General features: G+C 59.9%; 22 protein-coding genes. 13 read left to right on the top strand and 9 right to left on the bottom strand.

Annotated elements, in window-relative coordinates; translation table 11 throughout:
• Positions 1 to 116: 116 nt before the first annotated feature.
• Positions 117 to 881: a TIGR00266 family protein gene (locus tag VGU25_01140; protein HEV2575788.1), complete on the bottom strand. Its 765-nt coding sequence runs from the start codon at positions 879 to 881 to the stop codon at positions 117 to 119.
• Between the two features lie 127 nt (positions 882 to 1008).
• On the opposite strand from VGU25_01140, the gene VGU25_01135 reads away from it, so the two are divergent.
• From VGU25_01135 to pyrH, 6 genes are all read left to right on the top strand, one after another.
• Positions 1009 to 2802, top strand: coding sequence for an ATP-dependent DNA helicase RecQ (locus VGU25_01135; protein HEV2575787.1), 1794 nt, complete (start codon positions 1009 to 1011; stop codon positions 2800 to 2802).
• Positions 2803 to 2878: 76 nt separating this feature from the next.
• On the top strand, positions 2879 to 4402 hold the full coding sequence (locus VGU25_01130; protein ID HEV2575786.1) for a hypothetical protein: 1524 nt from the start codon (positions 2879 to 2881) through the stop codon (positions 4400 to 4402).
• A gap of 36 nt (positions 4403 to 4438) precedes the next feature.
• Positions 4439 to 5380 (top strand): glycosyltransferase family 2 protein, encoded by a 942-nt coding sequence (locus tag VGU25_01125; GenBank protein HEV2575785.1) that lies wholly within the window; start codon positions 4439 to 4441, stop codon positions 5378 to 5380.
• A 142-nt stretch (positions 5381 to 5522) separates the two neighbouring features.
• The gene (locus VGU25_01120; protein HEV2575784.1) at positions 5523 to 7031 is read left to right on the top strand and encodes a hypothetical protein; all 1509 of its coding nucleotides are present in this window, start codon (positions 5523 to 5525) and stop codon (positions 7029 to 7031) included.
• A gap of 4 nt (positions 7032 to 7035) precedes the next feature.
• Entirely contained in the window at positions 7036 to 8712 is a 1677-nt protein-coding gene (locus VGU25_01115; GenBank protein HEV2575783.1) for a hypothetical protein, read from the top strand.
• 31 nt (positions 8713 to 8743) lie between these two features.
• Positions 8744 to 9448: a UMP kinase gene (gene pyrH / locus VGU25_01110; GenBank protein ID HEV2575782.1), complete on the top strand. Its 705-nt coding sequence runs from the start codon at positions 8744 to 8746 to the stop codon at positions 9446 to 9448.
• Between the two features lie 9 nt (positions 9449 to 9457).
• Here the strand turns inward: pyrH and VGU25_01105 are convergent, their stop codons facing one another.
• On the bottom strand, positions 9458 to 9589 hold the full coding sequence (locus VGU25_01105; GenBank protein ID HEV2575781.1) for a hypothetical protein: 132 nt from the start codon (positions 9587 to 9589) through the stop codon (positions 9458 to 9460).
• Positions 9586 to 9909, bottom strand: coding sequence for a hypothetical protein (locus tag VGU25_01100; GenBank protein HEV2575780.1), 324 nt, complete (start codon positions 9907 to 9909; stop codon positions 9586 to 9588). The genes VGU25_01105 and VGU25_01100 overlap by 4 nt, the downstream gene beginning before the upstream one ends.
• Positions 9910 to 10115: 206 nt before the next feature.
• Between VGU25_01100 and mqnC the strand changes: the two genes are divergently transcribed.
• Positions 10116 to 11162: a cyclic dehypoxanthinyl futalosine synthase gene (mqnC, locus tag VGU25_01095; GenBank protein ID HEV2575779.1), complete on the top strand. Its 1047-nt coding sequence runs from the start codon at positions 10116 to 10118 to the stop codon at positions 11160 to 11162.
• Between the two features lie 6 nt (positions 11163 to 11168).
• Here mqnC and guaA read toward each other — a convergent pair whose 3' ends face one another.
• Entirely contained in the window at positions 11169 to 12740 is a 1572-nt protein-coding gene (gene guaA, locus VGU25_01090) for a glutamine-hydrolyzing GMP synthase (protein HEV2575778.1), read from the bottom strand.
• 21 nt (positions 12741 to 12761) lie between these two features.
• Entirely contained in the window at positions 12762 to 14375 is a 1614-nt protein-coding gene (locus VGU25_01085; GenBank protein ID HEV2575777.1) for a lipase maturation factor family protein, read from the bottom strand.
• Between the two features lie 438 nt (positions 14376 to 14813).
• Between VGU25_01085 and VGU25_01080 the strand changes: the two genes are divergently transcribed.
• Positions 14814 to 14975 carry a DUF885 family protein gene (locus VGU25_01080; protein ID HEV2575776.1) on the top strand — a complete coding sequence of 54 codons (162 nt, stop codon included), beginning with the start codon at positions 14814 to 14816 and terminating at the stop codon, positions 14973 to 14975.
• Between the two features lie 47 nt (positions 14976 to 15022).
• Positions 15023 to 16207, top strand: coding sequence for an oxidoreductase (locus VGU25_01075; GenBank protein ID HEV2575775.1), 1185 nt, complete (start codon positions 15023 to 15025; stop codon positions 16205 to 16207).
• 65 nt (positions 16208 to 16272) lie between these two features.
• Here VGU25_01075 and VGU25_01070 read toward each other — a convergent pair whose 3' ends face one another.
• Positions 16273 to 17595 carry a hypothetical protein gene (locus VGU25_01070; protein HEV2575774.1) on the bottom strand — a complete coding sequence of 441 codons (1323 nt, stop codon included), beginning with the start codon at positions 17593 to 17595 and terminating at the stop codon, positions 16273 to 16275.
• A gap of 194 nt (positions 17596 to 17789) precedes the next feature.
• Between VGU25_01070 and VGU25_01065 the strand changes: the two genes are divergently transcribed.
• Positions 17790 to 18650 carry a deoxyribonuclease IV gene (locus VGU25_01065; protein HEV2575773.1) on the top strand — a complete coding sequence of 287 codons (861 nt, stop codon included), beginning with the start codon at positions 17790 to 17792 and terminating at the stop codon, positions 18648 to 18650.
• A gap of 6 nt (positions 18651 to 18656) precedes the next feature.
• Here the strand turns inward: VGU25_01065 and coaBC are convergent, their stop codons facing one another.
• From coaBC to panB, 3 genes are read right to left on the bottom strand one after another with little or no spacing between them, the layout of a single operon-like run.
• Positions 18657 to 19925 carry a bifunctional phosphopantothenoylcysteine decarboxylase/phosphopantothenate--cysteine ligase CoaBC gene (coaBC, locus tag VGU25_01060; GenBank protein ID HEV2575772.1) on the bottom strand — a complete coding sequence of 423 codons (1269 nt, stop codon included), beginning with the start codon at positions 19923 to 19925 and terminating at the stop codon, positions 18657 to 18659.
• The gene (gene panC / locus VGU25_01055) at positions 19922 to 20788 is read right to left on the bottom strand and encodes a pantoate--beta-alanine ligase (protein ID HEV2575771.1); all 867 of its coding nucleotides are present in this window, start codon (positions 20786 to 20788) and stop codon (positions 19922 to 19924) included. Before panC ends, coaBC begins: the two co-directional genes overlap by 4 nt.
• Entirely contained in the window at positions 20776 to 21693 is a 918-nt protein-coding gene (gene panB, locus VGU25_01050; GenBank protein HEV2575770.1) for a 3-methyl-2-oxobutanoate hydroxymethyltransferase, read from the bottom strand. The genes panC and panB overlap by 13 nt, the downstream gene beginning before the upstream one ends.
• A gap of 183 nt (positions 21694 to 21876) precedes the next feature.
• On the opposite strand from panB, the gene VGU25_01045 reads away from it, so the two are divergent.
• The 3 genes from VGU25_01045 to VGU25_01035 all read left to right on the top strand — a co-directional run bounded on the left by VGU25_01045 (position 21877) and on the right by VGU25_01035 (position 26359).
• Positions 21877 to 23838 (top strand): CocE/NonD family hydrolase, encoded by a 1962-nt coding sequence (locus tag VGU25_01045; protein HEV2575769.1) that lies wholly within the window; start codon positions 21877 to 21879, stop codon positions 23836 to 23838.
• A 227-nt stretch (positions 23839 to 24065) separates the two neighbouring features.
• Positions 24066 to 24848, top strand: coding sequence for a hypothetical protein (locus VGU25_01040; GenBank protein ID HEV2575768.1), 783 nt, complete (start codon positions 24066 to 24068; stop codon positions 24846 to 24848).
• A 242-nt stretch (positions 24849 to 25090) separates the two neighbouring features.
• Positions 25091 to 26359: a glycoside hydrolase family 28 protein gene (locus VGU25_01035; protein HEV2575767.1), complete on the top strand. Its 1269-nt coding sequence runs from the start codon at positions 25091 to 25093 to the stop codon at positions 26357 to 26359.
• Positions 26360 to 26389: the final 30 nt, after the last annotated feature.

Below are 26389 nucleotides of genomic sequence, written 5' to 3'. Positions count from 1 at the left end.
ATACTGCGGGGCCGCTTTTGCATTCACCGATTCTTGTGTGCAGCACTTCTACCATAGAAGTGTGAGGCGAGCTATCAGGAAATTCGCATCGTCCTCCGATGAACTACCCGACGAGTCTAGCGGTTGTCGAATATGGATCCGACGATTCCGCCGAGGACGGCTCCCGCACCGACATCTCGCGCCGTTTCGCCGCGGTTGTGCGGCAGATAGGGCTCGAGCGCATGTGCCAGATTGACTAGCGGCAGTGTCTGCAGCCACACGCGGCCGGGTCCGGTGAGGGCTGCGAGGAAGATGCCGTCACCACCGAAGAACATGTTGCGGATGCCCTGAATGCGCGTGATGTTGAAGGCGACGTTGGACTGGAAAGCGCCGACGTGCCCCGGATGCACGCGCAGCGTCTCGCCCGGCTGCAGGTCGCGCACCACCAGCTCGCCGCTGAGTTCCAGCCAGGCGGTGCCGTAGCCGGACACTTTCTGGAGCAGGAAGCCATCGCCGCCGAAGATGCCTGCGCCGAGCGATTGCTGAAAGCCGACACCGAGCTGAATCTGCGGCGTGGCACAGAGAAAGCCGTGGCGATGAATCATGAACTCGCTGCCGGGACCCACCTCAATGGGCAGAATGTGCCCAGGAATCTTGGTCGCGAAGGCGACCTCGCCCGGATAACCCTGTGCGGTGTACTCGGTCATGAAGAGACTGCCCCCGCCGACCACGCGCTTGATTGCGCCGAAGAAACCGCCGCCGCCCATCATCTGCGTGTGCGTCGTCATGCTGATGGTCTGGCCCATCCAACTCAACTCGCCGGCCTCTGAGATCACGCTCTCGCCCGGTTGCAGCATCACTTCGAGCACCGGCATTGTGCTTCCTACGATTCGACTCTGCATACAGTCATCCTTTCCAGTTTGCGCACACTCGTCACAGTTGAGTTGGCTCTAATGCTACGCCCAACAGGGCTCTGAAGTTCCCGGGAAGGCGTTCTGCATCCAACTGTGGCTGGAGAGCAACACCTGAATGCCAGCAGTCGCGACGGTTCCAGGCAAGTCAAAGAGTAAGCGGTCCCCAGCCTCGATTCCGTGGCCGGCGATCATACGTGAGGCTCGTCAGCGCTTCGGCATTCGAGGCTTCCGGCCCGGACAGCGCGAGATACTCGAAGCGGTTTTCAATGGCCGGGATGTGCTGGGTATTCTGCCGACGGGAGCGGGGAAGTCGCTCACCTATCAACTGCCGGCGTTGTTTCTTCCGAAGTCGGTTGTTGTTGTTTCGCCGCTGATTGCGCTGATGCAGGACCAGCAGGAGAAGGCTGTCGACGCCGCGATTGCAGTGCAGAAGATTGACTCGACCCTCACGATCACAGAAGCCGAAGCGGCCACCGAGGCGATTGATGAGGGCACCGCGCAGCTCATCTACGTAACGCCGGAGCGGCTAGAGAATCGTGAGTTTCTGGATTCGCTGAGGGCGGGTGGCGTGTCGCTGTTTGTCGTGGATGAGGCGCATTGCATTTCGCAATGGGGACATGATTTTCGTCCGGCATATCTCGGGCTGGGCTACGCGCGCGAAGCGCTGGGGAATCCGCCGGTGCTGGCGTTGACGGCGACGGCGACGGAAGAGGTGGCGCAGGAGATCCTGGAGCGGCTCAATGCAAACGAGCCGGTGATTGTGAACACCGGAACGGAGCGCGCGAATCTCTTCCTGGCGGTGCATCCGACGGTGAACCTCGATGCCAAGTTGGCTCGGGTCGGCTCATTGTTGGAAGAGGAGAAGGGCAGCGGCATCATCTACACGGCGAGTATCCGGTCTGCGAACGAGCTGCATGATTGGCTGAAAGATCACGGGATTGCGGTCGGTCGATATCACGGACGAATGCCGGCGCGCGAGCGGGAGCGCATCCAGGCGGAGTTCATGGCCGGCGAGCACCGCGTGATGATTGCGACGAAGGCGTTCGGGCTTGGAATAGATAAGCCGGACATTCGCTTTGTGTATCACTTCGAGTTTCCGGATTCGCTGGAGACGTACGCGCAGGAGGCAGGTCGCGCGGGCCGCGATGGACTGCCCTCGCGCGCGATTCTGCTATACCGGCTGGAAGATAAGCGCATTCAGAACTTCTTCATGCGCGGACGCTATCCGAAGGCAGAAGAGGTTCGCGCTGTGCTCAACACGCTAAATGCGGTGCCGTTGTCGCTGGCAAGTATCGCGGAATTTTCGCAGACGGGCCGCCGGCGCACGCAGGTGATTCTTTACCTGCTGCGTGAGGCGGGAGTGGTCCGCCGCGGGCGAAGCGGTTACATGCTGAAGCGAACCGAGCCGATCTCGGATGCAGAGATTGGATTACTGCTCAGTGACTACACGGATCGCGCGAGCCGCGATAAGGAGCGGCTGGCGGAGATGATGCGATACGCGCAGGCGGTGACCTGCCGGACGCAGATTCTGCGAACGTACTTTGGCGAGGATGCGGGAGAACCTTGTGGCCGCTGCGACAACTGCGCCCGCGGATTGAATGCGGATGCAGACCTCACGGAGGCCAAGCCGCGGCGATCGCGCAAGAAGCGGATCAAGGAGGAATCGCCGAATCCCGCAAACGGTAATGGAGTGACGGTCATCGAGTCGATGCATGGCGAGATTCGGACCACGGCGCCCGAGACACTGCCGCAGGCCCAGCAGGCGAAGTTTGCGGCCGGCGACCGCGTGCGGCATAAAAGCTTCGGGATGGGGCGAATACGCGATGTGCTCGGCGCGGCGGCATTGGTGCACTTTCCAAAGGCCGGCGACCGCCGCGTGCATACGGACTTCCTGCGTGCGGCAGGATAGGAATGCGGTGCTGCTAACATTTTGAAGAATGGCAACGAGCGTTGACGTACATGCGCGGACCGAGAGGCCCCAAGGTGTGGGCTCCTCCGCACGCGATCTTCTGGTGGCTTTGCCGTTCCTTGTACTGCTTTATGTTCAGCTGGTGCATCACGTTCTCTGGCGCGATGAACTGAACGCCCTTGGAATCGTATGGGCCAGCCCGACGATCCCGTCGCTGTTCTGGCATATCCATCATGAGGGCCATCCGTGGCTCTGGTACATGATTCTCTGGGTGCCGTCGCGCTTTACGCAGTCGGTGCTGGTGCTGAAGTTTGTGGAAGGCATCGTCAGCACGGCGATCATTTTGTTTGTCGCGCTTCGATCTCCGTTCCGGCGATGGGAGAAGGCGCTGATCCTGGCCGGCTACTTCTTCGTGTTTGAATACACGGTGCTGTCGCGCATGTACGGCGTGATGCTGCTGGCGTTCGTCATCTACCTGTACTGGCGCACGAGTCATCGGGATTCGCCGGTCATGAGCGCGTTGCTGCTCGGAGTGATGGCCAGTGTGGATACGATCGGCATCATTCTTTCGCTGGCGCTAATTCTGGAGTACGCCGCAGCGATGTACAGGAGTGGCAGGCTGTACTTCAGCCGAAGAACTGCGCAGATTGCGCTCGGGGTCTATGCCGCGATCACGGCATTTGCTGTCTGGTCGGCCAAGCCTGCGAAGGACATCAGCTGGCGGACAACCGGACGGCCCTTTGCAGAGGCGAAGGATATGTCTCATTTATACGAGGCATTTCTCCGTTATACGGTTCTGCCGTTTTTTCCGGTGAAGAGTCCGCGCAGCCATTTCTTCTGGAACCCGTGGCTGCATGGCAATCTGCTGCGATACAGCATTCCGATGCTGCTGGTTCTGGCGATGCTGTATTGGGCGTTTCGCGGCAGATGGAACCTGCTGCTGATGATTGGGGCAACGGTCGCGGCGGGCACGCTGTTAGCCCATCTGATCTATCCGGGATCGGAAAGGCACTTCGGCATCGTGTTTCTTGTATTTGTCGCAGCGGCATGGATTGTGCGTGCGGAGCAGCCCTCTGCCTTGTTGCCGTGGCCGGTGTATCTGCTGCTGGTCATCTCTGCGCTTTCCAGCATATGGGTGCTGATTGCGAGCTGGGAGCGGCCGTTTTCATACGACAAGGCAGCGGCGGAGTGGATCGTTCGCGACCATCTGGAGCAGATGCCTTTCGTTGCGGAAGAAGATACAAGCGCCATATCGGTGGCTGAATATCTACATCGGCCCGTGTATATGATCGAGTGCTCGTGCGTGGATACCTACCTTCTGTTTTCGTCGAGGCGGGACCACTACACGGATGCAGATGCGCCGGCGCGCATTCTGCAGGCAGAGCACTACTACCACGATCAGCCGCTGCTCTTCATGCTGGTACACCCGATGAAAGATGATGAGAAGAACGGGCTGGAGCAGGAGGGTTTCAGGGTTCAGCCAATGGCGAGCTTCGATCCGGCGGAAGACATTGCAGAGAACTTTTACTTTTATCGTCTGACGCTCACGAAACCCGGCGATACAGCGCCGTCGATTGCTGAAGGAGGAGGAAGCCGGTAAGGTCGAAGCTCCTGCTGTACTCTTACGGCAACACTCATGCCCGCGCCTACTCTCAGTGTTATCGTTCCCTGCTACAACGAGCAGGAGAGCATTCAAGCCTGCCATGCGCGGTTGAGCGACGTGCTGAGGTCTCTGAACGAGAGCTACGAGATTGTTTACGTGGACGACGGCTCGCGTGACGAGACTGTGCACCTGCTGGAACAGATTCAAGCAGGTGATCCGCACACAGTGATGGTGCGGCTGTCGCGAAACTTCGGACACCAGCCGGCGGTCACTGCCGGGCTGAGTGCGTCGCTCGGTGAGGCGGTGGTGATCATCGACGCCGATCTGCAGGACCCTCCGGAGCTGATTCCGGAGATGGTGGCGCTGTGGCGCTCCGGGTACAAGGTCGTGTATGGGATTCGGCAGACGCGGGACGGCGAGACCACGTTCAAGCTGTGGACTGCGAAGGCATTCTATTGGCTCATCAATTCGCTGTCGGACGTGGACATTCCGCTGGACACGGGTGACTTCCGGCTGATCGACCGCGTGGTGGTGGATGTCTTTCTGAACATGCCGGAGCGCCATCGCCTGCTGCGAGGAATGTGGAGTTGGATCGGGTTCCCGCAGGTTGGAGTGCCGTATCAACGCGCTCCGCGCTTCGCAGGGGAGACAAAGTATCCACTGCGGAAGATGATCGGGCTTGCACTGGATGGAATCGTCAGCTTTTCCGTCGTGCCGCTGCGGCTTGTTACTGCGTTGGGATTTGTTTCGGCCGGCGCGGCTTTCGTCGGTATTGTCTACACGCTGTGCGTGCGGCTGCTGACGCATTCTTGGGTTCGCGGATGGGCGATGACCTTCATCGGTATTCTGTTCATGGCCGGAGTGCAGATGCTTTGTCTAGGCATTCTGGGCGAGTACATCGGGCGTATCTATACGGAATCGAAGCAGCGCCCACTATTCATTCAGCGTGAGATTCGGCGCGCAGAGCGTGAGTGAAGCATTCATGTTGCGCAGCAATGGCCGTAGTAAACTGGCCGATATGACCGCTAAGACGAGGGGTGATGGCCTCGCTGGGCGGCCTGGACGAGGTCTACTCGTCGCTTTATCTGTTCTTCTTTACCTGGCATTTACGGTCGTCATGTTCGTACGCATTCGCGCGGCGAACGATCATCATTTCTTCTTCGCGCTCGACGACCCATACATCCATCTGGCCTTGGCGAAGTCCATAAGCCATGGGTTCTACGGAATCAATGCGGGCGAAGCTGCGTCGCCATCCTCCAGCATTCTATGGCCGCTTTTGCTGGTTCCTTTCGCGGGAAAGAGCTGGGGGCCGATCGCTGCGCTTGTCTTGAACGTGATCGCAGGCATTGCTACTGCCGTGCTTCTGGGATTTGCCGTGAGTGGATGGCCTTCGCGAGAGGCCTCGCGCGATGAAAGTCTCAGGCGCTCGGTCTCGATTCTGTTCCTCATATTTATAGGTAACCTGGTCGGACTTACGTTTCTTGGCATGGAACATACTCTGCAGGTGTTTCTTGCAGGGGTTGTGGCGCTGGGCGTGATCCGCTGCATTCAGCATCGCGAGGTTGGGCTATGGATTCTCGTTGCGGCCGTGCTCGCACCAGCGGTGCGGTACGAGAGCGTCGGACTGACGCTGGCGCTTGCGATCGCGCTTTACGGAAGGTCAGAGGTCAAGAAGGCAGTGCTCGTGTTCGCGGCGAGCATCGTTCCCCTCGTCGTGTTCTCGGGTTTTCTAATGCATCTTGGGCTTCCAGCGCTGCCGACCTCAGTGCTGATCAAGGGAGGAGCCCAGGGCACAAGCCCCGGCGCGCTGTCCCACCTTCTTCTGTCTTTCAAGGACACTGCGAAAGCAGTTCTGGTACCGGATCACACGATCCTGATTCTGCTATTTCTCACGCTCGCGGGACTCGCCTGGGGTGAGCCGGACAGAGCGCGGCGATTCGCGCTCGCAGGATCGGCCCTGGCGGCAGGGCTTCATCTGGCAATTGGCCGATTTGGGTGGTTCCACCGGTACGAAGTCTACGTCGTACTGTTCAGCACGCTGATCGTGCTTTACGTTCTACACGAGCGACCCCGGATGCTTCTGGGATGGTTCGCGCTGGGACTGCTGGCGGTTGCCGGGCCATATATTGAGGCTTGGCGCACGACAATTGAAGGCTCACGGGACACCTACTTATTGCAATTCCAGATGCACCGGTTTGCGGATCAGTTCTATGAGGGCAATGTTGCGATCAATGACCTGGGTCTCGTGAGTTACGGGCGGCACCCGAATCAGTATGTGCTCGATCTGATGGGACTGGGTTCTGTGGAGGCCGCCAAGCAGGCCAACAAAAGCCCGCAGTGGCTGGATGCCATCACCGAAGAGCATCACATCGGCGCCGTGATGATTTTCCGTTCATGGTTTCCAGCCGTGCCGAACGATTGGACTCGCGTCGGCGCGATTTGCATCATCAACCGTCCGGTCATGCTGCCCGATAGCTGCATTCAGTTCTATGCCACGCCGCTGGAACCGGCAGCGGACCTTCGCACCCGATTCGCAGCGTTCACAGAGACTCTCCCGGAAGGTGTCGTGGCGATCAACGCTTCTGCGCCAGACCTTGCCGCACGAGCGAACATAGGCGGGCGTTGACGAGATGGCCGCGGAAACTCAGAATGGAAGAAGCGCACCTGAAAAGCTGGATGTGAAAAAGGTCGCGATTCTTCTCGTTGTCGCCGCATACATCGCCTGGTTTCTCTGTCTTCCTGCATGGCCCTCTCAGGATGGCCCGATGCACCTTTACTACACCAACATTCTGGGGCAATTGCTCTCGCATCAGCCGTCGGTGTACTCGCGCTACTACATCATCAAACATATTCTGCCGCCGTACGCGCTTTACTATTACGCGCTGCTCGGGTTTTCGAAATTCGTACCGCTTCTCGTCGCCGACCGCCTGATCCTGTGTGGGTATGTGGTCTCGTTCGTATTCGGGTCCCGCTACCTGGCACGCGCGCTTGGGCCTTCAGCCGACGAGATGACATTGCTGGTCACGCTCCTTTTGCTCAACTGGCCGCTTGCGATGGGCTTTGTGAACTTCTGCCTGTCGCTCTCGTTTGTGTTCTGGGCAATCGGCTTGTGGTTGCGCTTTCGAGGTGCGGACCTCTGGCGCCGAATCGGATTCGTTCTGCTTGCGGTCCTTGCGATGTTCACACATCCGGTTCCGCTGCTCGCTCTGCTTGGGATTGCGGGGCTTGATCTTGCCCTGCGAATCATTGCTCATTTTCGGTCCGGCAGGGCCTTGAATGTTGGCTTTCGGCGGGATCTATTCACCTTTCTACCTTCGGCGTTAACGCTCGTTTATGTGAAGCTCTTCACGAACAGCCATCCTCTTTCACAGACTGCTGTCGCATCCCCTGCGGGCAGTTTCGCGGTGCAGGTCTATCAAAGCGCAAAGGGATATGCTGCGGAAAAAGGCCTCGCGTTTCTGTTAGGTCCGGGATTCGGCCCTCGGGCGTACAGGGTCATTCTTGCATTGGCGATTGTTGTTCCGTTGGCACTGGCCACGCTTCAATGGCTTCGAGACCGCAGAGAGAACCGCCGGAATGCGGCGCACATAGCGTTAATTCTGAGCGTGCTCGCAATCGTAGTTCTACCGCTCGTTCCGCACGACCTGAACGCTTCGCATTTCTTCGCAGACCGGCTGCTCCTTATTGTCTGGCTGCTTCCACTCTTCGCAGCCAGCGCCTACGTCTTCAAACGGCGTGCAAGCCCCCTGCTCATTGTTGGGTTTGTTCTGTGTGCGCAGATTGTCATTCTGTGCACAGCAATCGAAAAGGTCTTGCCGGCGGCAAAGATGATGGCGGCGGTCGATCAGTTCCGTGGGCCGATCGCCGCGAAACCCGGACAGCTTGTGCTGGTGCTGAACGACCCTCGCCCTGCTGATGTGCATTCCGGGCTTTCGTTTGACCCGCTGACCGGAATTGCATTTGACGTGCTCCGGCACGACAATGCCGTACTCGCTAATACTCCCTGGCTGGATCTTGCGATAATCCCGCTTGGGGCCACGCCTGCATTGCCGTCAACGGAGTTGTCACCCGAGACGCTGGAGTTCCCTTCGCTTCTTCGTGAGCAGCTCACAAGAGACAGCGCGCTGCGAAACAAGCTTCTCGGGCAGGTGGACTTCGTGGCGATCGATCAGAACTACCGTTCTGCTTCGACAGAACCTGATCCGCTGCTTTTGCCTGATCCCGGAGAAACTGACGCCTGGCGGTGCGCGCTCTCGCCGATGAGCTGGCTTCGTATTTGCCGGAGGCCAGAGCATTCAGGCTCCTGACTTCCGCTCACCTTGTACACTTGAAGCAGCCATGTATAAGCGTGTTCTTCTGAAGATCTCGGGCGAAGCCCTGGCCGCGGGCCGGGGGTTCGGCGTCGATGCTGTATTTATCCACGAGATCGCCGCGGAGATTGCGCAGGTGGCGCGCACCGGGTGCCAGATAGCCATCGTCGTCGGCGGAGGAAATTTCTTTCGTGGCGTGTCGGAGCAGGCGATTCATATGGATCGCGTGGCGGCCGACCACATGGGCATGCTATCGACCGTGATCAATGCGATCGCGTTGCAGGATGCGATTGAGAAGACCGGCCTCTATGCGCGAGTAATGAGCGCGATCGAGATGCATGAGGTCGCGGAGCCGTACATTCGGCGGCGCGCGATTCGTCACCTGGATAAAGGGCGCGTGGTGATCTTCGCCGGCGGTACGGGCAATCCGTACTTCTCGACGGACACCGCCGCGGCGCTGCGTGCGATGGAAATTGGCGCGGACGTGCTGCTGAAGGCGACCAGCGTCGAAGGCATCTACACCGCAGACCCCAAGAAGGTCGCCGACGCGACAAAGTTCGAAACCATTACCTACATGGAGATCATCAAGCTGGGTCTGCGCGTGATGGACACGACTGCGGTGTCGCTGTGCAAGGACAACAACCTGCCGATGATCATCTTCTCGATGCGCGAGATGGGAAACATTGTGCGCGTTGTGCAGGGCGAAAAGCTAGGTTCGCTGGTTACGGCGTAGGCAGCCGGGTTACTGCGCCGTAATAACCACCTTCAGCTCTTCCTTGCCACTCAACGAGATGCTAACGGGCGCGACGCGAGCGGTGGAGGGTACCAGGTCGATTTCCCGCTCGATGCGGCCCGAGGTCGATCCGAGAATCACGACGTGCAGTTTCGCGGTTTTGGCCCGGGATCTGCCGCCGTTGTCTTGTTGTTCCCAGGCCGGTAGCGGGTGGTCATATCCTCTGGGTCTTTGTAACTGGCTTCCCCGGCGGCTGCTTTAGCGAACTCCAGGGTGTAGTCTCCCTTGGGCCAGAGTCCGAAGTCCGCTTGGCCGTTGGCGTCGGTAGTGCGAGCGGCGCATCCTCCCCCCGGGTTCTTCCCCAGCTTCACATCAATGCCTTTGAGTGGCGCTCCTGCCAAGGCCACATGACAGCTCAGCAGGATCAAAGCGGCTGCAATAATCGAACGAAATCTGCGCATTCAAGCTCCTTTGAATTGAACGAATCGAGGCCCGATGCCCACCGGTCGGCACAGTTGGCAGATCGTTCGAGAGTGTATGAAGCGCGCGACCCGCAGGCAAGAATCATTCGCTGCAACTTTTGTAGGCAGCAAGGGTGCGATGGGGCATGAAGCGCGTTTGACTTCATCACTCGAAAGGCCGGCTCTCCAAGGCGTAAACTAAGAATATGGGCATTACTCGCCAGCAGGCGCTAGATTGCTTCGCCTCGGACGACTTGATCGGCATCGGCATGGAAGCCGATGCGGTACGGCGCAAGCTGCATCCGGACGGCGTCGTCAGCTACATCATCGACCGCAACATCAACTATACGAACTTCTGCACGGAGTACTGCACCTTCTGCGCGTTTTACCGGCCGCTCAAGGGCAAGCTCGCCGCCGAGGGCTACATCCTCGACTTCGACACGATCTACGACAAGATTCGCGAGACGCTGGAGATGGGCGGCACCGGGGTGCTGATGCAGGGCGGTATCCATCCTGACCTGAAGATCGACTGGTTTGAGCGGCTGTTTACGGGCATCAAGCAGCGTTTCCCGAAGATCTGGCTGCACTGCTTGAGCGCGAGCGAGGTGCTGGCAATCGCAGAGTACTCGGAGCTTGATCTGCGCACGACCATCTCGCGGCTGCGCGATGCGGGTTTAGATTCAATTCCCGGCGGCGGTGCGGAGATTCTGGACGACGAGGTGCGGCATCGCATCGCACGCCTGAAGTGCCGGACCGAGGACTGGGTGAGCGTGCATCGCACGGCACACGAGCTGGGCATGCGCACGACGGCGACCATGATGTTCGGTGTCGGCGAGACGATGGACCAGCGCGTGAACCACTTCGAGGTTGTTCGCCATCTGCAGGAAGAGACCGGCGGGTTCACAGCGTTTATCCCGTGGAGCTTTCAACCGAACAACACAGCGCTCGGCGGCCGCGGATGGGACGAGGCGACGTCGGTAGAGTATCTGAAGACGCTGGCGATCTCGCGCATGTATCTCGACAACATTGAGAACGTGCAGGCGAGCTGGGTCACGCAGGGCCTGAAGGTGCTGCAGATGGGGCTGCGCTTCGGTGGCAATGATGTCGGGTCGGTGATGCTCGAAGAGAACGTGGTGAGGGCCGCGGGCACCTCGAACTGCACGACCGAAGAGGAACTGCGGCGGATCATCCGCGACGCAGGTTTCAAGCCTGTGCAGCGGGATACGCTCTACCGGACTATGTTCCTCAATTAGTTCTTACTACTCCCACTCGATCGTTCCGGGCGGCTTCGATGTGATGTCGTATACGACTCGGTTGATGCCGTGCACTTCGCTGACGATGCGGCTGGAGATGGTTCGCAGCACTTCGTAGGGCAACGCAGCCCAGTCGGCCGTCATGCCGTCTTCGCTTTCAACCGCACGGATAACACACGTTGATGCATACGTGCGCTGGTCGCCCATCACACCAACGGACTTCACCGGCAACAGCACAGCGAAAGCCTGCCACAGCTTCGTCGTGAGACCCGCACGCTTGATCTCCTCGCTGCAGATCGCGTCGGCTTCCTGCAGCAGCGCAACGCGCTCCGGCGTGACCTCGCCGAGGATTCGAACCGCGAGGCCGGGGCCAGGAAACGGCTGGCGTTCCAGGATCTCTGCCGGCATGTCGAGGTCTTTGCCGATGCGCCGAACTTCGTCTTTGAAGAGATCGCGCAGTGGTTCAATGAGCTTGAGCTTCATGTCCGCGGGAAGGCCGCCGACGTTGTGGTGGCTCTTGATGACGTGCGAAGGCCCATGAACACTCGCGGATTCAATCACGTCCGGGTAGAGCGTGCCCTGCACGAGCCACGCAATCTCCTCGCCGGCGGATTTCTCAGCCTCGAAGATCTTTCGCGCCTCATCATCGAAGACTGCGATGAACTCGTTGCCGATGATCTTGCGCTTCTTCTCGGGGTCGGTGACGCCGGCGAGCTTCGAGAGGAAGCGCTCGCTCGAATCCACCGCGACCACATTGAGCCCGAGCTGCTCGCGCATTGTGCGCTGCACCTGCTCGAACTCGTCTTTGCGAAGGACGCCGTTGTTGACGAAAATGCAGGTCAGTCGATCGCCGATGGCCTTCGCTACCAGTACAGCCGCGACGCTCGAATCTACGCCGCCGCTCAAACCGCAGATCGCGTGTCCCGTGTCGCCGACCTGCGCGCGAATGCTCGCCACCGTCGTCTCGATGAAATGCGCCGGCGTCCAGTCCTGCTTTGCGCCGCAGATATCGACTACAAAATTCCGCAACAGCTCGATGCCCTGGCGCGTGTGCGCAACCTCGGGGTGGAACTGCACACCCCACATCTTGCGGGCTTCATTCGCGACGGCGGCGACGGCATTCGATGTTTTCGCGACGATGTGGAAGCCAGGCGCCATGGCCTCGGCGTGATCGCCATGCGACATCCAGACCTCGAGATCCTTCGGGAGGCCCTGAAACAGTGGGGTTTCGGCAATGAGCTCGACCTCGGCGTGTCCGTACTCGCGCGCAGCTGCAGGAGCGACGCGGCCCCCGAGATGGTGTGTCATGAACTGCAATCCGTAGCAGATACCGAGCGTCGGCAGGCCGGTTTCGAGCACCTTCGGATCAGCCTTCGGCGCAGTGTCGTCGTAGACGCTCGACGGTCCGCCGGAGAGAATGATGCCCTTGGGTTTCAACTCGAGCACACGCTCCAGCGGCGCGGTGCATGGAAGCACCACAGAGAAGACGTCGAGCTCGCGAATCCGGCGCGCGATGAGTTGTGTGTACTGAGATCCGAAGTCAAGAATGACGATGGTTGACGAGCCGTGCGTATCCACATCGTCAGTCTATCGTGGGAGTCACGTGTGGGACGGAAGCGGCTCAGGCTCCTGTACCACGGCATAGTGGCCGTTCTGGGCTTTTATAAGCACTGGAGCGTACAGGCCGAGCAGATTCCGCTTCCACCAGTTGCCCGTCGCCTCCTTCTCCGCCATCGTGGTGAACCAGTACTGCCACAGCACGGCGCGCACGTATTTCGGCGGCGACTGCGCGAACGGATTGCCTCGGAACAGGTCCAGCACGTCGGCATCGTTGTCGAGCAGACGCTCCTCGGTGAGAGGAACGATCTCGTTCTGTTGCCAGTCGCCCAGAGAGGCGAACCAGAGGTTCCAGTCGAAGCGCGGCTGGTAGGGTGCGTAGATGCGTGGTCGCTCGTTGAGCACCTGCGGCTTGTAGCGGAAGGGATACGCCGTCCAGTTCTGGCCATCGTTGGAGCCCTGGAACTCAATCTCGTAGCGGCCGCTGGTCATCACGGCGAACAGGCCGTATTGATTCGCGATGCGAAAAGGTTCGAGCAGCGCCACTGGCGTTGATGGAAGTGGCGGAGCAGGCATGACGATGTTGAGCAGCTCGAAGCTCGTGTTATAGGCGATGAGTGCGAGCAGGAGTGTGCTGATGGTCAGCTTGAGCGAGTGGAAGGCGCGGACGGCGCCGTGTTCGGGCTCAGGTATCGGCGCATTCTCCTGGGGCGGTGGCAGTACGAGTCTGTTGCGGTAGTGTGCGGTCGCCCAGCTTGCCAGCGTGCGGTCGTCGAGCAGCAGGATGCCGAGGCAGAGGACGATGTAGTTGAGAAATGCGTAGTTGCCGGTAAGGATGACCGGGATCTCCCACAGCGTGACGATGGCAAAGAGCACCACACGAACAGCTCTGCCGCCAGGCCACTTGCGCGGAAAGAAAAAAAGCAGAACGACGAAAAACTCCAGGATGAGCGTGCCGCCGGCGGTCGCCTTCTGAAACCAGTGCGGCAGGTGCTGCACGTACCAACCCACCCAACTGGGCAGCGGGCTGTTCTGGTAATACTCGTCCATTGCGGTGAGGTGCCGCCACTGCGGATCGCCGCTCAGCCATTTCACCAGGCCCGACTCGAAATAGATCCTGAACCACTCCCATTGCAGCAACCAGAGGCCGAGGCGAATGGGCGGATGGTCGACGCCGAGCCGCGGACGCAGGCCGGGCGGCGCGAAGAAGAGCGAGATAAAGCCGGCCTCCAGCAGCATGCCGTCCGATTGATATCCAGAGAAGTCTGCAGCCGCGCTGACGAAAGCCAGGAAACAGACAAAGCAGACGAGCAGGCTCGCGCGAGGCCACAAGTTCAAGAACGCTGCGATGGAGGCGACCAGGCCGATCCACATCACGAACACGATGAAGTGCGTGCTCGAAGAGATCCAAAAGAGCGAGGGAGCGAGCCAGAAGCGCGATACATGGTTCGTCTCGGCGATGGCCGCGAGCGTCTCGCCCGCCGGCAGAATCCCATGCTCGCCGATCAGCCCTTTGACCTGGAACATCAGCGCGAAGAACGCGGAGAAGTAAATTGCAGCGAGAGCGCGCAACCAGAGCCAGCGCGCGAGCATGATTGTGCGCGGTCCCTGCTCCGACGCGAAGATCCACCGCACCGGATTTGATGGCTGGTCCATCTTCTCTGATTGGAGACTGGCGCTGAACACTTCAGTTGCGTCCGTACGTTTTCGATTGGATGCGGCGGCTGCTAAGCTGGCGCGCATGAGATCTTCGACTGTGATTATGCTCCCAGCTCTGGCGAAAGCGTGTATCGCCGCCGGATTTGCTACGAGCGTTGCGCAGCCCGGCACGAAACCCGGTTTCGTATGCAGTACCGATCCGCACGACACTCGGCTGCATCGCGAGAATCGGTTGTTGCTGGACGAACTGGCGTTACATCCGGTCAGCTCGACAGAGGCGGGATATCACCAACACAATGGCGTCTCACTGGATATGGACATGAGCGACGATGGAGGCGCTTGCGCTAATGGAGAACAAAGCGTTTCAGACACACGCGGAGGCAGAGGGTAAACTGCGGCGCGCGAAGCTCACCGCGGACCAGCTCATTACGTTACGTGGGCTATCACCAGTGGATTGAGTTCCGCAACCGCTATCAGCAAGCAGCCGGAACGGCCTTTGATTTGAAGCATTTCAACGACGAAGCGCTGGACGAAGGTCCTCTGCCGATACCGGTGCTGGAGCCGCTGATGATGCAACGTTTGCATGCGACGAAATAGCGAAATCCGCGCGATTTTCGCGCAAAATTTCGTACAATAAAAGGAAGATGACCGAGACGACGATCGCAGAACCTGAAGCCCCGGCCAAGCCGCACGCCACCAAGTACACCCGCAATCAGCCGTACATTTCACGCGTCATTACCAACCGGCGCCTGACCGGGCCTGAGAGCGAAAAAGAGACCATCCACATCGAGCTCGAGCTCGAAGAAGGCATGTCGTACACGCCTGGCGATGCGGTCGGTATTATTCCGACGAACCGCGAGAGCCAGGTAGCCGAGGTGCTCGATGCGCTCAGCTTCAACGGCACGGAGCGCGTGCTCGATCATTACAAGGTTGAAATTTCTCTGCACGAGGCGCTCACGACCCGGCTGGGCATTGGCAAGCTCGCACGCGGAAGCGTGAATCAGTACGCAAAGCTCTACGGCGAGAATGTGCCCGAGGGCCTGAAGAAGCTGCTCGGCACCGAGAACAAGGCGAAGGCGGAGGAGTACACGTGGGGCCGCGAGTTCGTGGACCTGGTGAGAGACTTTCCCAGTGCGATCAAGCAGCCGCAGGAACTGTTCAACATTCTGCAGAGGCTGACGCCGCGCATGTACTCGATTGCGTCGTCGCAACTCGCGCATCCGAATGAGGTGCACACGACTGTGCGCGTGGTGCGCTACAACGCGCACGGGGCCGAGCGGCAGGGAGTCTGCTCCGGCCATCTCGGTGAGCGCGCTCCCGTCGGTGCGACGATACCTATCTTCCTGCACGAGAACAATGCCTTCCGTCTGCCTCAGGACCCGGATGCTCCGGTGATCATGGTCGGACCGGGCACCGGCATCGCGCCCTTCCGCGCATTTCTCGAACATCGTCAGGCGCTCGGCGAAAAGGGCCCGATGTGGTTGTTCTTCGGCGAGCAGCGTCGGGTTTCTGACTACCTGTACGAGGAACAGTTTGCTCAGATGCAGCGCGAGGGTGTGCTGACGAAGCTGCACACTGCATTCAGCCGCGACACGGGGAAGAAGGTCTACGTGCAGGATCGCATGCAGGAGAACGTCGCGGACCTGTACGACTGGCTTGAACGCGGAGCCTACTTCTACGTCTGCGGCGATGCGAGCCGCATGGCCAAGGACGTTGAGAACGCGCTGCTGGACGTGATCGCGAAGGGCTCAAATAGGACTCTCGAACACGCCGCGGAGTATCTCGCCAACATGAAGAAGCAGAAGCGGTATCAGCGCGACGTCTATTAGAAAGAATCCGAGGAAAACAGAACGGCCGCCCGGTCCTGGGGCGGCCGTTCTGTTTGTGGCGGAGGTTAGTGGCGGTTGTTCTCGCCGGGAGCGGCCGAATGGCAGCTGAAGATCGCACAGGCTTTGGCGACTTCCTTGGACGGCAGATGGTAGTCACCGTCCGCGAGCGACGAAGTCAATTGTGTGCGGGCAAATACGCCCTCCGAAGTTCTGTCGAAGGCGGAGCTGGGAGGATCAGGGGACGGGAAATCAGGCGAGTGCCTCATCGGCGACTGCAAGTACCAGGCCACTCCTTGATACTCGAGCATGCGCCGCTTCTTCAGGAAGATAAAGCCCTCCGCGTCTGCCGCAAGAGCGAAGCAGGTGCATACCACCAGGATTATGGCGAATAGCCTCCGTCGTGCCGGCTCGCTAAGAAGCTGTCGCTCGAGGCACGACTCCGCTCCATACTGATACGCAAAGGCGAGCATGAGCGCGCAGTAGATTTTGTAGCGGGAAGAGAGGCTTTGGTTTACTCCCATCGCTGCACGTCCGAACGCCACCATGACTGCGGTCAGTACGACCCATGTCACAACGGCCATCACAAACGGGCGCCGCTTGTAGTAACTATTGCGCACCGCGTGGATAGCGACGGCCAGAAGAAAGACCCCAATGAAGAAGGCAGCGAAGGGAATCGGCCTTCTGTGCATCGTCTCGAAGGCCGAGCCGACAAATGTCGGGATAAAGAGCAGTGCGGAGAGAAGCGACGGCCGCGCGTGTGGGAGCGTGGTGTAGTGGTACAAGTAACCAACGGCGCCCACTGCGAAGGTAAGTCCCCACATCAACAAAGCGGGAAGCCACCGTCGTGTGATCAAGATGACACCACCGACCAGCGCAACCAGAAATCCGTTGACCGAGGTAAGACAGGCCAGCAGCCCAAAGACGCACGCCCATGCGAAGCTACTCCGGGACCTATTGCGAGTCAGAAAGTACAAGCACGCAAGAGAGAATGGCACCACCGCGACGTTTTGGAGGACGGACATCGTCCAATCTAATAATTCTGCATAAGTGAGCTGATAGAGAAGAAGCGAGATCGGCAGGAAAAGCAGTAACCGACGCTCCAGCGAAAGCTCGGGAAGGAATTGTGGGAAGTAGAACAACCCGATCGGTAGTAGGAAGAGATTCCCGAGCGCGGCCAGAACACCCAGATTTACGTGCCCGCTCAAGCCATACTGCAGTGCGATAATGGCGTGCTCGAAGATCAACTTATAGTCGTTGTGTTGAAACGAGATCACCGCTAAGACTCGCGCGAGCCCTCGCCGGCTATGCAGCTCGGAGACGAACGCCAATACCGCATGGTAATCATCGATGATTGGAAGCGCGGTTCGCTCGAGGAACAAAATGGCCATCACCAGCAGAGCCGGAGCGACTACGAGCAAAGAGAATAGAGGAACCCGCGATTGCGCGAGAGAGCGGTTCAGTGATGCAGTCCGGCAGCGGGGAAGGGCCACAACTCAATAATAAGGTCGCAGTCTCTGCCATCCGCAACGAGACAGTGCAGCCATCAGCAATGTCGCTGTTTCGTTTGCGATAGGCTGAGGAGATGGCGAAGAAGAGGATTGGTGTGCATGTGGGCACGGCGGGCGGATGCTGGACTGCCGTGCAGCGTGCGGTGGATGCGGGCGCAAATACATTTCAGATCTTCAGCTCCAGCCCGCGAACATGGCGGACCTCACCCGTAAAACCGGAAGACGCGAAGAAGATGCGCGAGGCTCGTGCGAAACACGACGTGAACCCCATGGTCTTTCATGCGAGCTACCTGATCAACTTGTGCAGCCAGGTGGAGAGCGTGCGCGCGAACTCGGTGAACGCATTTCGCGGCGAAGTGGAGCGCGCATTGGCATGGGGCGCGGAGTACCTCGTCCTTCACCCAGGTTCGTGGAACGGGCTCACGCGCGAAGAAGGTTTGCGTCTGGCGGTGCAGGGCATCGAGCGCGCCACTGACGGTTTGCCCTGGCATGACCACAACTTCAAGGTACTGATTGAGAACACCGCGGGTGCGGAGTTTTCGCTCGGCGGAACGCTGGAGCAGGTGGCGGAATTAGTCGAGCGCCTGCGCGCATGCGCCCCCGTCGCGGTGTGTCTCGACACGTGCCATCTGCATGTGAAGGGATACGACATCCTGACCACCGAAGGCTGGGCTGAGACCACGAAGTTGATCGAACAGACCGTTGGCACCGACGCCGTGCGCGTATGGCACTGCAATGACGCGAAGGCGCCGGCGGGGTCGAAGCTCGATCGCCACGAACATATCGGTGAGGGCACAATCGGGTCGGCCGCGTTCCGGCGCCTGCTTTGTGACAAGCGCTTCGAGCACGCGGCATTCATCGCAGAAACGCCTGTCGATGAGCCCGGGGACGAGATGCGCAATGTGATGGCCCTGCGAGCGCTCAGCGCGGGCTGACTGCAGCTATCCGTTCGAGTAAATCGCTCCGTTGACTTCCATCGCGACAACCGCGTCTGACTCACAACGGAGCCGCTCAGCAAACGGAATAAGTTCGTCAAAAAGAAGATCGGCCATCGCGCGCTTCGTTGAAAGCGGAAGCGGGATTTGGCGTTCCCGCGTGAGCAGGAAGCCCTCGTTGTCATCGCCTTCAAAGCCGGCATCCGTCCGCGACACATCATTTGCCACGATCGCATCGGCGCCCTTGCTTCGCAGTTTGCGGCGCGCTTCCTCCAGCAGATTATGTGTTTCCGCAGCGAACCCGACGACCAGAGTTCCGTGTCTGCGTTCACGCACAACGTGCATCAGAATGTCCTCATTCTGCACGAGCTCCAGCGTGAGCGTCGCGGCCTTCTTCCGCTTGTAGATGGCCGGTTCAGCGACACGATAGTCGGCCACGGCCGCGGCCATGAATACCATCGACGCGCGCGGCAGCTCTTCCAACACCGCGTTCAGCATCTCCTCTGCCGTCGTTACATCAATTTGCCGGCAGGGCAGTTCGGCGAGTGGCCTTGCTGCGGAAATCAAGATGACCTCCGCGCCCCGCGCAACTGCGGCTTCCGCAATCGCAACCCCCATCTTGCCGCTCGACCGATTGCCAAGGAATCGCACAGGATCGATCGGTTCGCGGGTACCGCCGGCAGTAATCAGCACCGTCTCACCCGTGAGGTCGCGTGCACGCCGCGTGACGCGCAAAACGGATTCGACAATTTGCTCGACGGAAGCGAGCCTGCCTTCGCCCACCATGCCACAGGCCAGCGCTCCATGCGCGGGCTCGATCACAACGGCGCCGCGTGCGCGCAGTGTCGCAATGTTGCCCTTCGTAGCCGGATGTTGCCACATGTTCACGTTCATCGCGGGAGCAATCAGCAGAGGAGACTGCGACGCCAGGCAGATCGTTGTCAGCAAATCGTCCGCAATCCCATGCGCAAGTTTCGCCAGGAGGGTCGCGGTCGCCGGCGCGATGAGAATAGCGTCCGCTTCCTGAGCCAGACGAATGTGTTCCATCTCAAACCGTTGCGGCTCATTGGTTGTCGTCTCACTCGCAGACGGCTCCCACAGCGATGTGAGCACCTGGCTTCCGCTCAAGCCGGCAAGCGTCAGCGGAGTGATAAATCGTTCGGCATTCGCCGTCATCACAACCTGCACCTCAGCACCGCCGCGCTGAAGCTCGCGTACCAGCTCGGCGGATTTATATGCCGCAATCCCGCCGCACACACCGAGGAGAATCTTCATCGCGCAGTCTCCTCGCTGGGCAGCAGGATGTTGTCGATCAGCCGTGTCTTTCCCACCCAGGCCGCCACGGCGACCAGAGCGCCAGCGCTGAAATCGCTGATCGGCTCCAGCGTATGCTGGTCGACGATCTCCGCATAATCGACGCGCACTCCCGCAGCACTCTCCAGCCTCGCCCGCAGCACGTTGCGCAGCCCCGTCACATTCCGGTCTCCGCGCCCGTACCTGTTCTCCACTTCGGTGAGCGCCTCGTAGAGCGCAAGTGCCTGCGAGCGCTCGCTTGTGCTGAGATATCGGTTCCGCGAGCTCATCGCAAGTCCATCTGCTTCCCGAATGATCGGGCAGGTGATTAGCTCGAGATCGAAGTTCAAATCACGCACCATGGGCCGAAGCACGGCAACTTGCGCGGCGTCTTTCTGCCCGAAAAATGCACGGTGCGGCTGCACAATGTGAAACAGCTTCGTCACGACAGTGGCAACACCGCGAAAATGTCCGGGCCGCGACGCACCATCAAGCCTGCTGCCGATCTCCGGCACATCCACGACCGTCGCTGCACCCGCGGGATACATCTCTTCCACTGACGGTGCAAAGACCACGTCGACGCCTTCCGCCGAAAGCATTTCGCAGTCCTGCTCCAAAGTCCGCGGATACTTTCCAAAGTCTTCGCGCGGGCCAAACTGCAGCGGGTTCACAAAGATGGTGGCGACCACGCAATCGCAACTTGCGCGCGCCTCGCGCACCAGCGACAAGTGCCCTTCGTGCAGAGCTCCCATCGTTGGTACCAGCCCAACGATCTTTCCCGGAGAGCCGCGTTGTGCCGTTTTCATCGCGTCACGCATCGCGCTGACAGTGGTTAGGATACGCACGCGGTGTGCTCCACGCTGTCAACGGTGTCGGCGTCCTGTCGCGTGAGCGAAAGGCGCTGAGAAAAATGGTAGCTCTCCTGGTTATTCGGAAACTCTCGCGCTTCTACCGCTTCACGAAATGCGCTCAAACCATTGCGGATGAGCGATGCCGCGTCGCCAAACGTTCGCACGAACTTTGGGGGCTTGCGAAACGACAGCGAAAAGACGTCGTGAAACACGAGAATCTGTCCGTCGCAATCTGGCCCCGCGCCGATACCGATCGTCGGAATGCTCAGGAGCGAGGTGATATCCAGCGCCAGTTCCCTCGGAATGCCTTCGAGCACCAGCGCGATGGCTCCAGCCTCTTCCAGGGCGAGCGCGTCGTCGCGCAGTTGTGCTGCAGTCTCTTCGTCTCTGCCCTGCACACGATAGCCGCCCATGCGATGAAGCGATTGCGGCGTCAGCCCAATGTGCGCAACCACTGGTATCTCTGCCATCGTGAGGGCACGGACGACATCGACGCGCGCCGCGCCGCCCTCAACTTTGACAGCTTCAGCTCCGCCTTCCTTCACCAGCCGCAGCGCATTGCGCATCGTCTCTTCGGGCGAGACGTGATAGCTGCCGTACGGCATATCGACGACCAGCAAGGCTCGCTGCGTTCCCCGCCGCACCGCACGCGCGTGGTGCAACATGTCCTCGAGGGTCACGCTCAGGGTGTGTTCGTAGCCAAGCACGGCCATGCCCAGCGAGTCGCCGACGAGCACGACGTCGATGCCTGCTTCATCTGCGAGGCGGGCAGTTGGGTAATCGTAAGCTGTGAGTGCAGTGATAGCAGCGGCGCCTTGTTTCTGCGCCAGCAGACTTTGCGGCGTGACCTTCGCCGCAGCGGCAGGACGTACCTCGTCCTGAGGTGCAGTCAGACTCATATTCTCTCCAGTGCCGCTCCACGGAATCGTGGATGAGGCCCGAACACGATAAGTATATGCAATCTCGCTGGTGCTTGAGAATTGCAGCCGGTTCAGGAGCGGCTCGTCGGCCCTTTGCGGCGCGGATGATAGTCTGGGCAAAAGCGGCTGAGCCGCTGATTCGACAAGACATTGAAGGTCACGATGAAGACAATCTGCCGCTGTACTCTGGCCAGCGCCGTGCTGGCCATGACCTCGTCCATCTTCGCGCAGCAGCAGATGCCGAAGGACGATTTGAATCCGGGGTACACGGCTCCGGAGCAGCAGACGGATTACATCAAGCGCGTCGAGATGGTGCCGATGCACGACGGCGTCAAGCTCTACACGGTCATAGTCATTCCGAAGGGTGCGCATGACGCGCCGATCGTGCTGACGCGGACGCCATATAACGCGGCGGCCCGCGCCGAGCGGACCAAGGGCGCGACGAAGATGATCGACCTTCTTCCGCTAAGCGATGAAGATTTCGTGAAGAACGGCTACATCCGCGTATACCAGGATGTGCGTGGGAAGTATGGGTCGGAGGGTGTGTACCTGATGACCCCGCCGCCGGTGAACTCCGATTACAACCCGAGTGGCGCGGATGATACGACGGACGCGTACGACACGATCGACTGGCTGGTGAAGAACGTGCCGGAATCAAACGGCCGCGTGGGCATGATCGGATCAAGCTATGAGGGCTTCACGGTCGTGATGGCGCTGCTGCATCCGCATCCTGCGCTGAAGGTGGCGGCGCCTGAGAGCCCAATGGTGGACGGATGGATGGGTGATGACTGGTTCCACTATGGCGCGTGGCGGCAGACGAATTTCGATTACTTTACCGAGCAGACGACGAAGCGAGGGCTGGGCCATCCCATCGACCGTCCGCATTGGGACGACTATTCGAACTTCCTGGAGGCGGGATCGGCGGGTGATTACGCACGGGCGGCGGGCCTCGATCAGTTGCCGTATTGGCACACGGTCGAAGAGCATCCGGCGTATGACGGTTTCTGGCAGTCGCAGGCGCTGGACAAGCTGATCGCGAAAACGCCGCTGACGGTGCCGACGATGTGGGAGCAGGGGGAGTGGGACCAGGAAGATATGTACGGCGGCAACCATGCATATCGCGCGTGGGAGCCGAAGGACACGACCAACACGATGAACTACCTGGTGATGGGGCCGTGGTTCCATAGCCAGATCAACCGGCAGGGGCGGGGACTGGGGCCGTTCGAGTGGGCATCGGATACCTCGGAGTACTGGCGGCGCGATGTGCTGGTGCCGTTCTTCAACCAGTATCTGAAGCCGGGATCTCCCAAAGCCGATACGCCTCCAGTCCTGATGTACGACGCGGGTCTCGATAAGTGGGACAGGCTCGAGAAGTTTCCGGTGAGCTGCGAGCAGGGCTGCGAGGTGAAGGCTCAGCCGTTGTACTTGTCGGCAGGTGGCGGCTTGTCTTTTGAGGAGCCGAAGAAGAGCGACTCGCGCTTTGACGAATACGTCTCGGATCCGGCGAAGCCGGTGCCGTACCGGCCGCGGCCGGTGGGGAACTCGGATGGCACGGGGTGGCGGACGTGGCTGGTGACGGACCAGCGGTTCGTGGATGGCCGGCCGGATGTGCTGACGTATGAGTCCGAGCCGCTCACGAAGCCGATGAAGCTGTCGGGTGAGCCGATTGTGCACCTGATGGCGTCGACGAGCGGGACGGACTCGGACTGGGTGGTGAAGCTGATCGATGTGTATCCGGACACGAAGGTCGCGGCGGGCGATGCGGGAGGCGTGTTTCCGGGTGTGCTCGGGACGGCGCCGAATATGAGCGGGTATGAGCTGCCGATCGGGATTGACATCTTCCGTGGACGATACCGGACCAGCTTCGAGCGTCCGGAGGCGATCAAGGCGAACGAGCCGCTGGAGTACAAGTTCGCGCTGCCACTGGTGGAGCGGACGATTCTCCCGGGACATCGGCTGATGGTCCAGGTGCAGTCGACGGCGTTCCCGCTGTACGACCGGAATCCCCAGAAGTTCGTGCCGAACATCTTTGACGCGAAGCCGGGTGACTACCAGAAGGCGACGCAGCGGATCTGGCACGAGCCGGGAGAGGCGAGCTACGTCAGCTTGCCGGTGGTTCCGTAGGAGGGTACCCCCTCCCGTACTTTTTGCGCAAAGTCTTCGAAATAGAGATTTAGCCTTGGACCTTGAGGTGGTGCGGGTGCACTGGGGATTTCGTACATGGGGTCTTCTGAGTGGGTACTTTGTCAAGTCGGGCAAATTGCTCAGAGTCGGACGGAGTCGGCGAAGAGGAATTCTCTTGCTGCGACGGTTGGCGTCGTGGAGAATTGGCCGCGCGGGAGGAAGCTTCGATGAGATGGCGCGAAATTATTGTGTCCGTGGTGGTTATGGCGCTGGTGTGCGTGTCCGGTGCGGCACAGTCCACGTTGACCATGACGCTCGAGGCACCTCCGCCGCCGCCCATCGGGATGATTGGGGGCGTCGTTGGTGGCGGCCCGCTTCTCGGGGCTAAGGGGCAGCCGTATTCGCTGGTGGAGCAGACGACTCAGGTTCGGACGCTTTCGGATGGAACGACCATGAGAACGCATCGGGAACAGCATCGGATGCGGGATTCCGAGGGCCGCACGCGCACGGAGTTCGGAACCGTCAAGGACGGGCAGTTTGTGGTGCAGAATGTGTCGGTAATGGATCCGGTGTCCGGCACGATCGCGACAATGTTCCTGAATGGAAAGACGGCGATTGTGACGCATTACCCGCAGCCGAAGCCGCCGACTCCGGAGCAGGAGGCGCGAGCGGCGGAGTTTCGGGCCAAGGCGGAGGAGTATCGCAAAGAGCATCCGGCGCTGCCGTCCGGCTATGAGGATTTGCAAGGAGAGAGGATCGCGGGTGTTTATGCGACGGGCAGGCGGCACACGTTGATCATTTCGGCAGGGCGCGAAGGCAATGACCGCGACATCCATGTGGTGGAAGACACCTGGACGTCGCCGGACCTAAAGATCAGGATGCGGAGCATAACGGACGATCCGCGGATGGGAAAGCTCACGATGGAAGTAACGCAGCTGGACCGCAATGAGCCTGATCCGGCTCTGTTTCAGATCCCGGCGGATTACAAGGTGACCACCAGAGGCCAGTAGCTTTCGTGCGACCGCGAGAGAGCCGACGGCGAACCTCAGGGGCTAAAGCCCATTTTCTTTTGTGAACTTTATGGCACGGCTTAAGCCGTGCCCCTTCAGAGAGCGATTCGGTTGCAGCATGGAGACCTTGGGCTAAAGCCCAAGGCTACGAGCCGTGCCCTTCCGAATCGCCATAGAACCAGCCCGTTCGCTGGTCGTGTATTCTTTCTGGGGCTGTCAGACAGGTTTTTTGGAGGCGAGCAATGCGGTTTTTGGCTGCGGTGTGTGCGGTGGGCGTGGGCTTGGCGGGAGTGGCGGCGGCCCAAACTCCCCATAGCGCGAAGGTGTGCGATGTGCGTGCGTATGGAGCGAAGGGAGACGGCACGACGAAGAATACGGCGGCGATCCAGAAGGCGATCGATGCGTGCGCGGATGGCGGCGGAACGGTGAAGCTGAGCGGAGGCACGTTTGTGAGCGGGCCGATCGTGCTGAAGTCGAACATCACGCTGGATGTGGAGAAGGGCGCGACGCTGCTGGGGTCGCCGGACCGCGAGGACTTCCCAAAGGCGACGTTTGCGCGGAAGCCAACAGTGCAGGCGTTTGTGAGCGCACCGAACGCGGAGAATGTGACGATAACGGGCGGCGGAACGATTGATGGCAACGGGCACATCTGGTGGGAGTATGTGCGCGGCGTGAAGGATTCCGGGGTGCTGGGCAACGATCATCCGCGGCCGATGGGGATTGTGTTCGACCACTCGAAGCACGTGCACATGGAAGACATCACGGTGCAGAACTCCGGGTTCTGGCAGATTGTGCCGTACTACGCGGATGACCTGACGTTTCGGAACATCAGGATTCTGGCGCCGAAGTCGCCCAATACGGATGCGATCGATCCGTTTTCGAGCTCGAATATTGTGATCGATCATGTGTTTTCGAGTGTGGGCGATGACAATATTGCGATCAAATCGGGCGCGATCAATTCGCCGGGACCGGATGCGCCTTCGAAGAACATCCTGATTACGGACTGCACGTTTGAAAACGGGCACGGGCTGTCGATTGGGAGCGAGATTGCGGGCGGCGCGCAGAATATTCACGCCGAGCGGATTCACTTCAAGGGAACGGACCAGGGGATTCGAATCAAGGCGAACCGTGACCGTGGAGCGGATGTGTCGAACATCAGCTTCAAGGACATCGACATGGTGGATGTGAAGACGGCGATTCTGGTGAGCGAGTACTACCCCAAGGTGTTCCCGGAAGGTGATGTTGCGGCGGCTCCGGTGACGAGGCTGACGCCCATGTTTCACAACATTGTGATTGAGGACGTGAAGGCGACGGGGTCCAAGATGGCGGGAGTGATTGTGGGGCTGCCGGAGGCTCCGGTGAAGGATATTGTGCTGAAGAATGTCGATCTCGAGGCGCAGACCGGGATGCGGATTGCGTATGCGAATGTGACGTTCGATCACGTGACGGTGAAGGCGGCGGAGGGGCAGGCGATCGAGGTGGCTCCGAGCGCGAAGGTGACGGGCAAGTAAGGCAAGTAGCTAGTGGTTAGTCGGGGCATA

Source organism: Acidobacteriaceae bacterium (genome assembly GCA_035944135.1).
In the GTDB taxonomy this organism is placed as follows: Bacteria; Acidobacteriota; Terriglobia; order Terriglobales; family Acidobacteriaceae; genus Granulicella.
The sequence above is the reverse complement of the archived record's forward strand: the minus strand, read 5'-3'. Positions and strand labels throughout refer to the sequence as shown.

Coding starts and splice junctions, on each gene's coding strand:
- VGU25_01140 (HEV2575788.1), bottom strand. CDS start 881: ATGCAGAGTCGAATCGTAGGAAGCACAATGCCGGTGCTCGAAGTGATG.
- VGU25_01135 (HEV2575787.1), top strand. CDS start 1,009: ATGCCAGCAGTCGCGACGGTTCCAGGCAAGTCAAAGAGTAAGCGGTCC.
- VGU25_01125 (HEV2575785.1), top strand. CDS start 4,439: ATGCCCGCGCCTACTCTCAGTGTTATCGTTCCCTGCTACAACGAGCAG.
- VGU25_01120 (HEV2575784.1), top strand. CDS start 5,523: ATGTTCGTACGCATTCGCGCGGCGAACGATCATCATTTCTTCTTCGCG.
- VGU25_01115 (HEV2575783.1), top strand. CDS start 7,036: ATGGCCGCGGAAACTCAGAATGGAAGAAGCGCACCTGAAAAGCTGGAT.
- pyrH (HEV2575782.1), top strand. CDS start 8,744: ATGTATAAGCGTGTTCTTCTGAAGATCTCGGGCGAAGCCCTGGCCGCG.
- VGU25_01100 (HEV2575780.1), bottom strand. CDS start 9,909: ATGCGCAGATTTCGTTCGATTATTGCAGCCGCTTTGATCCTGCTGAGC.
- mqnC (HEV2575779.1), top strand. CDS start 10,116: ATGGGCATTACTCGCCAGCAGGCGCTAGATTGCTTCGCCTCGGACGAC.
- VGU25_01085 (HEV2575777.1), bottom strand. CDS start 14,375: ATGGACCAGCCATCAAATCCGGTGCGGTGGATCTTCGCGTCGGAGCAG.
- VGU25_01075 (HEV2575775.1), top strand. CDS start 15,023: ATGACCGAGACGACGATCGCAGAACCTGAAGCCCCGGCCAAGCCGCAC.
- VGU25_01070 (HEV2575774.1), bottom strand. CDS start 17,595: ATGGCCATTTTGTTCCTCGAGCGAACCGCGCTTCCAATCATCGATGAT.
- VGU25_01065 (HEV2575773.1), top strand. CDS start 17,790: ATGGCGAAGAAGAGGATTGGTGTGCATGTGGGCACGGCGGGCGGATGC.
- coaBC (HEV2575772.1), bottom strand. CDS start 19,925: ATGAAGATTCTCCTCGGTGTGTGCGGCGGGATTGCGGCATATAAATCC.
- panB (HEV2575770.1), bottom strand. CDS start 21,693: ATGAGTCTGACTGCACCTCAGGACGAGGTACGTCCTGCCGCTGCGGCG.
- VGU25_01045 (HEV2575769.1), top strand. CDS start 21,877: ATGAAGACAATCTGCCGCTGTACTCTGGCCAGCGCCGTGCTGGCCATG.
- VGU25_01040 (HEV2575768.1), top strand. CDS start 24,066: ATGAGATGGCGCGAAATTATTGTGTCCGTGGTGGTTATGGCGCTGGTG.
- VGU25_01035 (HEV2575767.1), top strand. CDS start 25,091: ATGCGGTTTTTGGCTGCGGTGTGTGCGGTGGGCGTGGGCTTGGCGGGA.